Source organism: Bifidobacterium sp. UTCIF-38, assembly GCF_006454495.1.
Classification (GTDB): domain Bacteria; phylum Actinomycetota; class Actinomycetes; order Actinomycetales; family Bifidobacteriaceae; genus Bifidobacterium; species Bifidobacterium callitrichos.
The window spans coordinates 70,039-83,634 of the sequence record NZ_JFAL01000015.1 but is presented as its reverse complement, the minus strand read 5'-3'; the positions used below and the strand labels follow the sequence as shown (position 1 = coordinate 83,634).

Annotated in this window: 9 protein-coding genes and 1 tRNA gene; 3 read left to right on the top strand and 7 right to left on the bottom strand. The window is 63.6% G+C overall.

What is annotated here, in order from left to right; translation table 11 throughout:
- From BW11_RS06055 to BW11_RS06045, 3 genes are all read right to left on the bottom strand, one after another.
- The coding region (locus tag BW11_RS06055; RefSeq protein WP_181162564.1) for a CrcB family protein at positions 1–361 on the bottom strand (361 nt) is incomplete at its 3' end.
- On the bottom strand, positions 361–1,380 hold the full coding sequence (locus BW11_RS06050) for a CrcB family protein (protein ID WP_140445375.1): 1,020 nt from the start codon (positions 1,378–1,380) through the stop codon (positions 361–363). The genes BW11_RS06055 and BW11_RS06050, both read right to left, overlap by 1 nt.
- Positions 1,381–1,426: 46 nt before the next feature.
- Complete coding sequence (locus BW11_RS06045; RefSeq protein WP_043166193.1) at positions 1,427–2,713, bottom strand: adenylosuccinate synthase; 1,287 nt, start codon at positions 2,711–2,713, stop codon at positions 1,427–1,429.
- A 397-nt stretch (positions 2,714–3,110) separates the two neighbouring features.
- On the opposite strand from BW11_RS06045, the gene BW11_RS06040 reads away from it, so the two are divergent.
- Complete coding sequence (locus BW11_RS06040; RefSeq protein WP_258184627.1) at positions 3,111–4,109, top strand: hypothetical protein; 999 nt, start codon at positions 3,111–3,113, stop codon at positions 4,107–4,109.
- Between the two features lie 343 nt (positions 4,110–4,452).
- On the opposite strand, the gene fbaA is transcribed toward BW11_RS06040, so the two are convergent.
- A complete protein-coding gene (gene fbaA / locus BW11_RS06035; protein ID WP_140445374.1) occupies positions 4,453–5,520 on the bottom strand; it encodes a class II fructose-bisphosphate aldolase in 1,068 nt (355 codons plus the stop codon).
- 366 nt (positions 5,521–5,886) lie between these two features.
- On the opposite strand from fbaA, the gene BW11_RS06030 reads away from it, so the two are divergent.
- Positions 5,887–7,218, top strand: a complete 1,332-nt coding sequence (locus tag BW11_RS06030; RefSeq protein ID WP_140445373.1) for a polysaccharide deacetylase family protein — start codon at positions 5,887–5,889, stop codon at positions 7,216–7,218.
- Positions 7,219–7,302: 84 nt separating this feature from the next.
- Positions 7,303–7,376, top strand: a tRNA-Gly gene (locus BW11_RS06025).
- 135 nt (positions 7,377–7,511) lie between these two features.
- Here the strand turns inward: BW11_RS06025 and htpX are convergent.
- The 3 genes from htpX to BW11_RS06010 form a co-directional block, all read right to left on the bottom strand.
- On the bottom strand, positions 7,512–8,468 hold the full coding sequence (htpX, locus tag BW11_RS06020; protein WP_140445372.1) for a zinc metalloprotease HtpX: 957 nt from the start codon (positions 8,466–8,468) through the stop codon (positions 7,512–7,514).
- Between the two features lie 299 nt (positions 8,469–8,767).
- Positions 8,768–10,246, bottom strand: a complete 1,479-nt coding sequence (locus tag BW11_RS06015; RefSeq protein ID WP_181162563.1) for an FAD-dependent oxidoreductase — start codon at positions 10,244–10,246, stop codon at positions 8,768–8,770.
- A 277-nt stretch (positions 10,247–10,523) separates the two neighbouring features.
- Positions 10,524–12,674: a heavy metal translocating P-type ATPase gene (locus BW11_RS06010; RefSeq protein ID WP_140445379.1), complete on the bottom strand. Its 2,151-nt coding sequence runs from the start codon at positions 12,672–12,674 to the stop codon at positions 10,524–10,526.
- Between the last annotated feature and the right edge of the window lie 922 nt (positions 12,675–13,596).

Sequence of the window (13,596 nt, the reverse complement as noted above, 5' to 3'; positions counted from 1 at the left end):
AGCCTATCCACCAGCCGGCGGCTACGCAGAGTAGGGGGATGATGATCGTGGCGGCGATATAGGCGGCGCCGATCACCCACCTGCGGGTGCGCAGCAGGGAGACCATTTCGTTGATGGCGGTGGAGAAGGTCGAGAATCCGCCGAGGAAACCGGTGACGAACAGCAGGTAGGTGCTGTGGTCGACGACACCGCCCTTCGCATAGGCGCCAGCGGCGATGCCGGCGCAGAACGTGGCGATCACGTTGATCACGAACGTGGACAACGGGAACGCCCTGTTCCACCAGCGCTGTATCGACGTGTTGACCACGAAACGGGTCATCGCGCCGAGTCCGCCGCATAGGCATACCAGAAGAAACGTCATCAGCGCCACTCCTCCGCGTCTCGGTACAGGAACGTGCGCTCGTTGCCGGCGGCAGCACCGTGGACACCGCTCTCGGGGTGCGATTCGCGCGTGCCTCCGGTGGCGGGATCACCCACCATCGGGATCTCGTCGGTGATCGGAGCGGGCTCGTATGACGGGATCGCCGCGGCATCCGGAATCGACTCCGGAACCTCGCCGGCCACGCCCGCGCCCGTCTGCGCGGTGCGCGCGACGGGGACGGGCTGACCGTAGTCACCCGTAGGCGGAGCGGAGGAACGCACGTCGATGAACACGGATGACGTGTCATCCACGACGTGCACGACCGGATCGTCGGCGATACGCCCTCCCAGCCCGAAGAAGCGCTTCGACTTCGACTTCGGCGCCTTGTGACCGGCGCGCGCATTGATCGCGCCGGCCGCGATGCGCGCCGACCGACGCGAGGCGACGCTCGTGGCGAGCCATGCGCCGGCCGCGGCGACGAGCATGCCGACCGCGAAGCTGACGAACATGTAGAACAGGAATCCGCCGATCTGACTGCCGTGGATCGACGTCAGCTCCTCGATGACCATCGCGGACAGGGTGGAGAATCCGCCGCACATGCCCATGCCGATGCCGCGCGAGGTGAGCTGGCGCACACGCTTGCGGATCCACGACGCCTGCGACATGTATGCCGTCAGCGCGGCGAACATGAAGCAGGCCACCATATTGGCGATGAACGTGGCCGTATGGAACGCGCTGAAGAACCCGGTTTCCGCCGCCGGAGCCGGCAACGCCAGCGACAGGCCGTACCGCATCGCCGTGCCGATCGCGCCGCCTAGGAACACGACCAGATAGATCATGCCGTCGGCGAGTGGATTGAACTGCGCCTGCACGCGTTTGACCGGCGCGAGCGGAATCTGCGGAGGTCGTTCGGCCGCAGCCGCCCCCTTGGGATGCGGTGCGGCCACCGCGTACGAGCGCGCGTGCGCGGCGGTCATCTCCTGCGTGGAGGGATCCGGTTCGGCGAAATATTCGGGCATGTGACTCACGTCCAGTCGGCGATCGGCCGCGGCCTGCGCAGTCGAATCAGTCGATCAGCGAGTGGATGGAGATGATGTGATCGCGCTGCGGACCGGTGCCGATCGCGGAGATACGGCAGTTGGACAGCTCCTCGAGGCGCTTGACGTACGCCTGGCAGGTGGCCGGCAGCTCGTCGAAGCTGTGGCAGTTGGAGATGTCCTCGGTCCAGCCCGGCATCGTCTCGTAGATCGGCTTGGCGGCGGCGAACGCGGCCTGATCGGTCGGCATGTCGTCGTGACGCTCGCCGTTGACGTCGTACGCGACGCAGATCGGGATCTCCTTCAGACCGGTGAGCACGTCCAGCTTGGTCAGGACCAGATCGGTCAGGCCGTTGACCTGGCTGGCGTAGCGGTTGACGACCGCATCGAACCAGCCGCAACGACGCGGACGGCCGGTGGTCACGCCGAACTCGTGGCCCTGCTGACGCAGCCACTCGCCGGACTCGTCGAACAGCTCGGTCGGGAACGGGCCCTCGCCCACGCGGGTGACGTACGCCTTGGAGACGCCGACCACACGATTGATCTTGGTCGGGCCGACGCCGGTACCGGTGCATGCGCCGCCGGCGGTCGGGTTGGAGGAGGTGACGAACGGGTAGGTGCCGTGATCGACGTCCAGCATCGTGGCCTGCGCGCCTTCGAACAGTACGGTCTTGCCCTCGTCGAGCGCCTTGTTGAGGATCAGGCCGGTGTTGGCGACGTACGGCTTGAGACGCTCGCCGAGCTTCAGGAGCTCGTCGGTGGTCTGGTCGACGTCGATCGCGCGGCGGTTGTACAGCTTGACGAGGATCTGGTTCTTCTGGTGCAGGCTCGCCTCGACCTTGTCATGCAGATGCTCGGCGTTGAACAGGTCGTGCACGCGGATGCCGACGCGGTTGATCTTGTCCGCGTAGGCCGGGCCGATGCCACGGCCGGTGGTGCCGATCTTGTGCTTGCCGAGGAAGCGCTCGGTGACCTTGTCGAGCGTGCGATGATACGGTGCGATGATGTGCGCGGCCTCGCTCACCTTGAGGTGGGAGCAGTCGATGCCGCGGGCCTCGAGGCCGTCGATCTCCTGGAACAGGACCTCAGGATCGACGACGACGCCGTTGCCGATCACCGGGGTGAGGTTCGGGTTGATGATGCCGGAGGGCAGCAGGTGCAGCGCGTAGGACTCATCGCCCACAACCACGCTGTGGCCGGCGTTGTTGCCGCCGTTGAAACGCGCGACATAGTCGACCTTCGTGCCGATCAGATCGGTTGCCTTACCCTTACCTTCGTCTCCCCACTGGGCACCGATCAACACAATTCCAGGCATAACGCACCTCCGCATACGCTCGATTCCGCCGCGAAACAGCCTACCGTACGCCCTCTACCCGCCCCCGACGCAGTCTCACGCCACGCCCACTCACCATCCACTCTCCCCACCCCACATACCGCCCTCAAATCGTCCGATCCTATAGGAACGAACGATTCAGGTCCCCCGTGCAAAGGTAAAACGCTCGATCCTATAGGATCAGACGTTTCAAGCCGAATACAGGCCCCTATAACATCCGATCCCATAGGATCGGACGATATTCCGGCACACCGTACCCGAAAGAACCCAGACAGCAATCAGCCCGTACGATCCGTGCAATTGTGAAGATTCACGAGGGTTTCGTCCACATTGGCGCGACGACTATGCAACTGCGCATACGTCCTTTATCGTCACAGTCATGAAACAGCACATCAGAGTCGAACAGTTGCTGACGCAAGCGGAGCAACGACGCACATTCGCCAGAACAGAACGATCAGGAGACCTGCAGCTGCTCACCAGACGCGTGTCCGCAGGTGAGCTGGTCATGCCGGCCAAAGGATGCTTCACACGCAAAACACTATGGGATTCGTTGTCCTACAGGGATCGCATCGCATACCGACTCCGAACGGTATGTCAGGATCATCCTGATTGGGTACTGTCCGGAGTCTCGGCCGCGGCCATCCATCGCTATACGTCAAGCATGAATCTGCAACGATACGTGCATATCGCCGTAGCGGACTCCCACCAAGCGGGACGACGAGGACCGGTCATAGCTCATTACACGCCGGATCGCCACATCATGCTGGTGGACGGCATACACGTCACCTCCCCCGAACAAACCATGTTCGATTGCGCTCGGACACTGGATTTCCCGAACGCCATGTCCATCTGCACCATGGGACTCCGAGCAACAGGCAATCCGGCATCGACCTTGCAGAACTATTGCCTCAATCAGCAGAGGAAACGGGGACTGCCCCGTGCCAAATTCGTGGCGGATCACGTCGATCCGATGTGCACGAACGGCGGCGAGGCCATATCACTTGCCGTTGCCCTGGAGATGGGATTCGCACAGCCACAGTGCCAGCGAAAGTTCATCAGTCCCATCGACGGAGGTGCGATCTACGCCGATTTCACATGGACGCGAGATGATGGATCACTGGTCGTCGGAGAGTTGGACGGTCGTGAGAAATACGTAAACCCCGCTATGACAGGCGGTTCCGACATTGTCACCGTCACGATGCGGGAGAAGGATCGTGAGACGGAAATCAACATGCTCAATATTCCGATCATCCGTTTCCAGATGACGCATGTACGCAATCGCACCCCGTTCGAGCAGCGTCTGACAGCTGCCAACGTACCTCGTCCGAACCTCGGCAGGCACACTCCATTCACCGGGTTCGTGTGTTCCGAATACTGATTCGGTACAGGGTGTTGCCGGCTTTAATGCAAGGCGATGCCGGAGTCGGTACAAGGCGATGTGCCGGCGTGGCACCACGTTTATCGCGTTCCGCCACCCCCGCCCCCACATGTGACTCCACATATGAGAGGCCCATGCCTATCCCATACCCGTATACGATGCCAAGAGGCGTCCGATCCCACAGGAACAAGACGCCCGATCCTATAGGAACGGGCGATTTGCAGTCTCCAAACGGAGCCAAAACATCCGATACCGTAGGATCGGACGATTGAGGTGGCACGGGAGGCTCGGAAACATTCGATCCTATAGGATCGGACGATAAGACGGTGAACAGGGCGGGCCGCTACTTGAGGGCGCGGCCGGCGGAGCCGAGCTCCTGGCATGCCTCGACGACGCGCTGCGCCATCGATGCCTCGGCCTTCTTGCCCCACGAGCGCGGGTCGTAGAACTTCTTCTTGCCGACCTCGCCATCGACCTTCAGGACCGCATCGTAGTGTTCGAACATATGACCGGCGATCGCGCGCGTGAACGCGTACTGGGTGTCCGTGTCGACGTTCATCTTCACGACGCCGTACGAGACCGCGGCGGCGATCTCCTCGGGCGTCGAGCCGGAGCCGCCGTGGAAGACGAGTTCGAACGGCTTGCCGGCCGGGAAGTCGACGGCGCCTGCGGCGGACGCCACGCGACCGTCGAGCACCGCCTGCGCAACCTCGTTCTGGATCTCACCAAGCAGTGCCGGACGCAGCTTGACCATGCCCGGCTTGTACGAGCCGTGCACGTTGCCGAACGTGAACGCGGCCATGTAGCGGCCGCGTTCGCCCAGTCCCAGACGCTGCGCGACCTTCACGCCGTCCTCCGGCGTCGAGTACAGCTTGTCATCGATCGCGGCGGACTGGCCGTCCTCCTCGCCACCGACCGCGCCGATCTCGATCTCCAGCACGGTGTGCGCGGCCTGCGACTTGTCGAGCAGCTCCTCGGCGATGTCGAGATTGCGCTCCAGCGGCACCGTAGAACCATCCCACATGTGCGACTGGAAGGTCGGCTCCTTGCCGTGCGCGACCTCGTCGGCCTCGTATGCAAGCAACGGACGGACCCATTCGTCGAGGTACTGCTCGGCGCAGTGGTCGGTGTGCAGCGCGACGGTGATGTTCGGGTACTGCTTGGCCACCTCATGCGCGAACGCCGCGAACGCAAGGGATCCGGTGACGCGGTTCTTGACCGCCTGTCCGGAGAAGTATGCGGAACCGCCGACTGACACCTGGATGATGCCGTCCGATTCGGCCTCGGCGAAGCCCTGAAGAGCGGCGTTCAGGGTCTGCGTGCTCGTCACGTTGATCGCGGGGTAGGCATAGCCGCCGCGACGGGCGGCATCCAGCATCTCTGCATAGCGTTCTGGCGTTGCGATAGTCATGATTCCATTATCCCGCGTCGCGGTGACGCGGCTTCACGCGTCGCTCACAAATCATGTGTGCGTTGCCTCACAGACACTTTGCACAGTGAGGGGTTAATCCGTCGACCACATAGTGATCACCGACACTCTCATCAGATGACGATTAGATGATGATCGCCATGCATCGTCAACGCACCGCGAGTATCCCCAGTGAAATTCCAGTGAACGCTCACACCCGCAGTACCTTTAGATTTCGGCTTCATACCGCCGTTTTGCGCGCTTGAACAACCTTGCGAATCTACGCAAAAGCATTACTTTCGGATTACACGCGCACGCCAATCAACCATAAAATGAGCGACGGTAATAAGCATGGTTAAGGAGAGTGTCATGCACGATTCGCACGATCCCAACGCGTGGAATGGGCCGACCCGCAACACGTGGGATTCCCGCAGCACGCAGATCCCCGAAGGCGCCCCCTCCGCCGGGGACGCCGGCACTCCCGGAACCCCCGGCGCCCCGGAGGAGCTGTCCTTCGACGCCGCGGTCCGTATGCGCCGTCGCATGCCGTTGTGGATGCGCACCATGTTCGTCATCCTCGCACTCGGACTGATCGCGGGGCTCGCCGCCGGATTCTCGTGGATGTGGGACGACCACTGGCGTCCGATCAACGTGACCGTCAACAATCAGGTCGTCCGCACGCGCGTCGACACGACGCTCGACAAGCTGCTTAAGAAGAACGACGATTTCGGCGCCAAACGCGGCCGCCTGCTCGCCATCGACGGCTCGGTGCTCGACGATCACGGCGGCAAGGCGGTCGTGCCGGCCATCGGAGGCCAGGCCATCCCCGAATCGGACTGGTCGAAGATGGTCGTGCCGGATCACGCGGACGTGACCGTCGACTCGGGCGCGGACGTGACCGAGGCGCACACCGTCATCAAACGCGCCGAACCGTACGGTGCCGACGTCGATCTCAGGGGCGGCACGATCCAGGTGCGACTTCGTCACGGCAAGGACGGCGTCGCCGAGACATGGGTCGGCAAGAAGTCCGGCAAGAAGATCGACAAGGGCGTGACGACGAAGCCCGAGGACATGATCGTGCGCGCGTACAGTCCGCGTCCGGAGGGCAAGAAGGTGATCGCGTTGACGTTCGACGACGGACCGAGCCAGTACAGCGTGCCGATGCTCGACATTCTCAAGTCGAAGGGCGTCAAGGCCACGTTCTTCGATCTCGGGCAGCAGTCGAAGGAGTTCGCCTCGGCCGAGAAGCGCATGGTCGCCGACGGACACGAGGTGGCGAGCCACAGCTACGATCACCCGAACATGCCGAAGCTGAATCGCGATGCACTGCGTGACAACATCACGAAGGGATTCGAGGCGACCAAGGAGGCGTCGGGCGTCGACACGAAGGTGCTGCGCTCCCCCTACGGCGCGTTCGGCGTGCAGCAGTGGAAGGATGCGGGCGACCTGATCGACATGAACGTGCTGTGGGATATCGACACGCTCGACTGGAAGCGTCCGGGCGCGGACGCGATCCACGACAACATCATGCAGCATGCGCATAACGGTGCGATCGTGCTCATGCACGACGGCGGCGGCGACCGCACGCAGGACATCGAGGCGCTGCCGCGCATCATCGATGATCTGCGTGCACAGGGCTATGAGTTCGTGACGGTCAAGCAGCTCATCGAGATGAGCCCTAAGCTCGAACTGAAGAACTGAGTGCGTCCCGCTTAATGAGACGGCCGGTACCGCGGCTCACCGCCGTGGTACACTAGTGGCTCGCGTCCAAAAGACGCACCCTTCGCGAATGTAGTTCATCGGTAGAACGACAGCTTCCCAAGCTGTAGAGGCGGGTTCGACTCCCGTCATTCGCTCCACTCAAGACCGTTGGAATTCCAACGGTCTTCGTCATTTTCGAGGCGTTTCTATGGCTTCCGTGGACACAGCGAGCACACAGTGGTGTCACACAGTGGTGTCACACAGTGGGCACAGTTGACAGTTGACAACTGCGACTAATAGCGCACCTGCGGCGTCGCCTTCATGCCGCCGTAGACCTGTCCGGCCTGCGCGGCTCGCATCTCCTGCGCCATCTGCATGAGGCGGTTGATGCGATCCTCGGTCGGCGGGTGCGTGGAGAACAGCTTGGAGAAGCCGGCCGCGGAGAACGGGTTCGCGATCATCATCGCGGACACCGACTGCGTGCCTGCGGTCTTACGCATCGGCGTGGTCTGCGCGCCGTAGGAGATCTTGTTGAGTGCGGAGGCGAGCGCCTCGGGATCGCCGGTCAGCGTGCTGCCGTCCTCGTCGGCATCGTATTCGCGCGTGCGGGAGATCGCCATCTGGATGAGCGATGCCGCGACCGGCGCGAGGATCATGCTCAGCAGCACGCCGATCAGGCCAAGGCCGCCGGAGGAATTCTCGCGATCGTCGCGCGAGGTGCCGCCGCCGAAGTACATGAGGGAGTAGCCGAGATACGTGATGACGGTGGCCATCGCCGAGGCGATCGCGGAGGTGAGGATGTCGTGGTTGTACACGTGCATGAGCTCATGGCCGAGCACGCCGCGGATCTCACGCTCGTTGAGGATTCTGAGGATGCCCTGCGTGCAGCAGACCGCCGCGTGGCGCTCATTGCGCCCGGTGGCGAATGCGTTCGGGCTCATCGTCGGCGCGATGTAGATGCGCGGCATCGGCTTTCCAGCCTTGGCCGACAGTTCCCGCACGATCTTGTACAGGGTGGGGGCCTCCGCCTCGCTGACCTCGCGTGCGCCCATCGAGGCGATGGCGAGCTTGTCGGAGAACCAATAGGAGCCGAATGTGGTGACCAGTCCGATGACGATATAGATGCCGAGGGTGCCTCGTGAGCCGCCGGTGGCCCACCAGATGAGCATGATGACGCCCCACATCAACCCGAACAGGAGGGTCGTCTTCAGGCCATTGAAATGGCCGTGCACTCGCAAATTGCCGTCCATAAGGCACACACTAAATTCACGAGCTGAGTTTTAGCTGGACGTATGCCGGATGTGAAACAACGAACTGGCAGGGAACAAAATGTCCGATCCTACAGGATCCACCGAACCAAGCAGCCACAGGGGCACATCATCGACGGATCCTATAGGATCAAACGAAAACAGCCGACCCGGCGGGACTATTTCGTCCGATACCGTAGGATCGGACGAAACCAAGGCCCGTTCTTGGACCGGAACCGGGCTGGGACCGAGCTAAGGCCGGATCCAGGCCCAGCTACCCAGCCCCGTAGGGAAAGAACAGATCAGGCGTGGGCGAGCTCACGCATCTGGTCGGGTTCGACGACCTTCTTGTGCTCGCGGCCCTCCTTGGCGCCCTCGGCGCGTTCGAAGGCGTCGACCTTCTTCCAGCCGGCGAAGTCGATCGGCTTGATGCCGCGCTCGGCGAGCAGGCGATCGATCGACTCGGGGTCGCGATCGGCGGCCACGCGGCCACCTTCCGCGGCCTTGGCGAGGTCCTCGAGCATGTTCGTGACGATCGCGAGCGCGTCGGACTTGGTCGAGCCGATCAGGCCGACCGGTCCGCGCTTGGCCCAACCGGTGGCGTACAGGCGCTCGCGCACCTCTCCCCCGTCAGCCGACGTGGTGATGCGGCCGTCGCCGTTCGCGTTGGCGAGATGCGCGCCGTGCTCGTCGTAGGCGATGCCGGGCGCCTCGGCCGGCTTGTAGCCGATCGCGTGGTACACGGCCTCGACCGGGTAGTCGGTGAACTCGCCGGTGCGATGCATCTTGCCGTCGGCGCCGGTTTCGGTACGCTCGACGCGGATCGCCTTGACCTTGCCGTCAGACCCAAGGATCTCGGTGGGGGCGGAGTTGAAGTGGACGTAGTACTTGCGATCGGCCGGGTTGCCTTCGAAGTCGACGTCGCCGTCGTCCTCCATGTCCTCGGCCATCTCGCGGATGGCGAACAGCTCCTCGACCATCTGGCGGGTGAGCTTGTCCTGGCCGGCGACCTCGATGGTCTCGTCGTCCAGTTCGAAGTCGTCCTCGTTGATGATGAGCTGCACGCCGGGCAGCTTCTCCATCTCGCGCAGCTCCTGCACGCTGAACTTGGCCTGGGCCACGCCGCGGCGGATGAACAGGTGCAGCACCTTGGCCTTGTTGTTCTGGATGCCCTCGTAGACGTTGTCCGGAATGTCGGTCTTGGCCTTGAGGTCGTCGGCGTTGCGCATGAGCTCACGCGCGACGTCCATCGCGACGTTGCCGCCGCCGATCACGGCGACGTTCTCGGCCGTCAGCGGCCATTCGCGCGCGCCCGTGGGGTAGCCGTCATACCATTCGACGAACTTGGCCGCGCCGTACACGCCGTCGAGGTCGGCGCCGGGGATCGTGAGCGGCTTGTCCTTGACCGCGCCGGTGGCGAAGAGCACGGCGTCATAGCGCGCGAGCAGGTCGTCGAGCGTCACGTCCTTGCCGAATTCGACGTCGCAGTACAGGTGGATGTCCGGGTTGTCGAGGGTCTTCTCGAGTGCGGACGCGATGAACTTGATGGACGGGTGATCGGGGGCGACGCCGTAGCGGACCAGGCCGAACGGCACCGGCAGCTTCTCGAACAGGTCGATGCGGGCCTCGGTGCCGAGGCCGAGTTCCGTGCCGAGCTTCTTGAGCTGGCGAAGGAAGATGTCGGAGGAGTAGACGCCGGCGGGGCCGGCGCCGATCACGGCGATGCGCAGTTCGTTCGCAGTGTTCGCGGTGTTTTCAGCAGTATTCGAAGATTCAGTCACGCCTTACAGGGTATCGCAGGCCGGCGAATCGCGGAAGAGCCGTCTTCCTCACATTTCTTAGGCACTTTCTGCATTTCTTAGGCAGGTCATTCAACGAATCAATCGGATGTCACCTTGGAAAATGGCCACTTTAAGCCGACACTTGACCGCCAGTACAACGGCCACCTGCCTAAGAAATGCAAAATGTGCCTAAGAAATGAATCGCGGACGCCATCCAGACCCGCCATCCGGGCGAGATGCGATCGATGGAGGCCGGCGGCGGCTCGCTGTCGGCCACTCACTCACGGTCGAGGACGGCGGTCAGGGCCCAGAGAATGCTCACCACGTCGATGCCCTCCTGCAGGAAGGCGCCGACGACGACCGGGATCAGGTCGAACGCGGCCGCGACCATGCCGACAACGGCGAGCGCGAGTCCGAGGATCACGGCCTGAAGCATCACGCGCCTGGTACGCCGGGCGATGGCGATCGCACGCGGCACGGCGGCGATGTCGTCGTTCATGATGACGACCTGAGCCGATTCGGACGCGGCAGTGGACGTGCCGTCGGTCATCGCGACGCCGAGGTCGGCGACGGCGAGCACCGGCGCGTCGTTCACGCCGTCGCCGACCATCATCGTGACCGGCGAGTGGGCGTCACGCACCGCGGCGACCTTGTCCTCGGGGAACAGTTCGGCGTGCACCTCGTCGATGCCGACCTCGCGGGCGATGATCTCGGCGGAGGCGCGCTTGTCGCCGGTGAGCATCGTCAGCTTCTCGACCCCCAATGCGTGCAGGCCGGAAAGCGTCTCACGCGCGTTGGCGCGCGGCACGTCTCGCAGCACGATGCGTCCGACGAGCGATCCGTCGACCGACACGTACGAAGCCATCTCGTCGGCCGCGAGCGCGCCGAAGCGGGTGCGCCGCAGGCCGGCTTGGGCATCGGCCGAAGCGTCGGACTGGCCAGCCGCGGCGGCGAGTGCTGACGGCTGTTGCATCCCCGAGCCAAAGCCCGAACCAAGACCCGGACCAAGACCAGACCCGGACCCGGTGGCTAGGAATCCGTCGTCGCCGGCGGCCGCGAAGGAGAGTCGTCCGACGCGCACAGCGTGGCCGTTGACCTCGGCGGCGATGCCCTTGCCTGCGATCTCCTCGACGTGTTTGACGACCGGATAATCGCGGCCGTGCCCCGCCCAGCTCGCCTCCGGTTCCGGGCAGGCGCGCTGTCCGGCGGCGTAGCGGGCGTGGAGGCGTTCGATCGCGTCGCGTCCGGCCGCGGCGATGCCCTTGGCGAGCACGTGCACCGAGTAGCTTTCGACGACGCCGGCGAACATCAGGACGTGGTCCTCGTCCAGTCGCGGGCGAGGGCTCGTTACAAGTTCGACGCGCACGACCTGCGGCTGCTTGACGGTCAGCGTGCCGGTTTTGTCGAAGAAGATCTGCGTGACGCGCCCCAGCGATTCGAGCACATCCTGCGTTTTGATGAGGATTCCGGCGGCGGCGAGTCGCCCTGTTCCCGCGATGTACGCGACCGGCGCGGCGATAAGCAGCGGGCAGGGGGTGGCGAGCACGAGCACCTGTGCGAATCGCGTCGGGCTGCCGGATACCGCCCATGCCACGCCCGCGATGGCGAGCGAGAGCACGGTGAACGGCACGGCGAGTCGGTCGGCGGCGCGTACGACCGCGGGGCGTGATTCCTGAGCCTCGGAGACGAGCGCCATGATCCGCTGGTACTGCGAGTCGGCGGCAAGTTCGGTGGCGCGCATCGCGAGCGTGGTCGCGCCGTTCACCGCGCCGGACATGACGCGCGCGCCGGCGTACACCTCGCGCGGCACCGGTTCGCCGTTGATCGCACTCAGGTCGAGCGTGGCGGAACCGGAGAGCAGCTCGCCGTCGACCGGCACGGTCTCCCCCGGCAGCACGATGATCACGTCGCCGGGTTTCACCTGATCGACCGGCACGGTCTGGAACCAAGAGTCACCGGTTCCCTCGCCGATACCGGGCATATTCGAGACGTGCGCGGTGCGCGGTGCGGCCTGAAGCAGTGCGTTCAGGTTGCCTTCGGCCTTCGATTGCGCGTATTCCTCGATCGCCTCGCCGGAGGTGATCATCAGGACGACGGCCCAGCTGGCCCAGTATTCGCCAACCGCAAGGGTGGAGAGCAATGCCATCACGGCGAGCAGATCGACGCCGACCTGTCCGTGGCGGATGTCGTCGATCATGCCGCGCACGGTATCGACGACCGTGTAGGCGACGAGCGCGACGACGATCCACTGGCCGATCGACGGATCGGGCGGGAACGGCATCGCACTGGAGGAGGCCACGCCGTCGCCGCTGCCCATACTCATACTCATGCGGGTTGCGAGGGCGCTCACCCAGGGCGCCGAACCCCACGGCTTCGCGTCCCACAGCAATGCGATCGGGATCGCGGAGAGGATCACGACCGGCAGCATCGGCACACGTCGGCACAGGCGTATGACGGCAGCGAACAGACTACCGATGCGGTTGGGAATGGGTACGGGCGTGGCGGAATCGTCGGAACCGGGGTGACCGGGCCTATCGGGGCGATTCCGATGGGAGGTATTGACGGTTGACTTGGGGCCTGTTGCGTTGCCGCCGGTTACGTTGCCATGTGGTGCGTTTGTTGCGTTGCCATTGCTATTGCCGTTGAGTCGGCTCATCGGTTTTCCTTACGCTGGTCAGGGCCGCACGGCTTCGTTGCTGGCAATCCCCCGGTATCGGATCGGATGGTTCGCAAACGTGCCGCACGACTATGCGGTCACGCCTTGTTAACCCATCGACGCATGCAACACGTCGGCTCCCGTACCACAGAAGCCAAGTGCATGATGCGCACGATACACGGCGTAAAAATTCGTTATTCAGTTTTCATTGGCACTGTAACAACTCACGGTGACATGCGCCCCTCCATGGTGACATGCGCAGTGATATACGCAGTGGCATACGCACCTTCCACGAAGCTCCGATGCCCTTCCATCGCGCGGTCTGTGCACGCATGACGCGGTGACTTTCCCATGACGCGGTGAGCCGTTTTCCATAAACCGCATGATTCCGCCGTTTTGCGTCACCGCGTCATGGGGATTTTACCGCTTCATGGGAAAGACACCGCGCGATGGTACCGGAAACTACACCATGGGGAGCCGCGTCAGGGGCACCCACGGGAGACAGGGGGCACCCCTTGGGAGGCAGGGACACCCACAGGAACCATGGGACACCCCACAGGAAACATGGGCGCCACACCGCGCCACACCGCAACGCAACGCTACATAACACACCAACATCGCGCGCAAAAAAGAAGCCCCGCAACATAGCGGGGCTTCTTCAACGAGACGGAATAGAGAGGAAGAGAGACGTCTC

Excerpts from the sequence above, each read along its gene's own strand:
- htpX (WP_140445372.1), bottom strand. The coding sequence starts at position 8,468 with ATGGACGGCAATTTGCGAGTGCACGGCCATTTCAATGGCCTGAAGACG.
- BW11_RS06050 (WP_140445375.1), bottom strand. The coding sequence starts at position 1,380 with ATGCCCGAATATTTCGCCGAACCGGATCCCTCCACGCAGGAGATGACC.
- BW11_RS06040 (WP_258184627.1), top strand. The coding sequence starts at position 3,111 with ATGAAACAGCACATCAGAGTCGAACAGTTGCTGACGCAAGCGGAGCAA.
- fbaA (WP_140445374.1), bottom strand. The coding sequence starts at position 5,520 with ATGACTATCGCAACGCCAGAACGCTATGCAGAGATGCTGGATGCCGCC.
- BW11_RS06010 (WP_140445379.1), bottom strand. The coding sequence starts at position 12,674 with ATGCTGCCGGTCGTGATCCTCTCCGCGATCCCGATCGCATTGCTGTGG.
- BW11_RS06030 (WP_140445373.1), top strand. The coding sequence starts at position 5,887 with ATGCACGATTCGCACGATCCCAACGCGTGGAATGGGCCGACCCGCAAC.
- BW11_RS06045 (WP_043166193.1), bottom strand. The coding sequence starts at position 2,713 with ATGCCTGGAATTGTGTTGATCGGTGCCCAGTGGGGAGACGAAGGTAAG.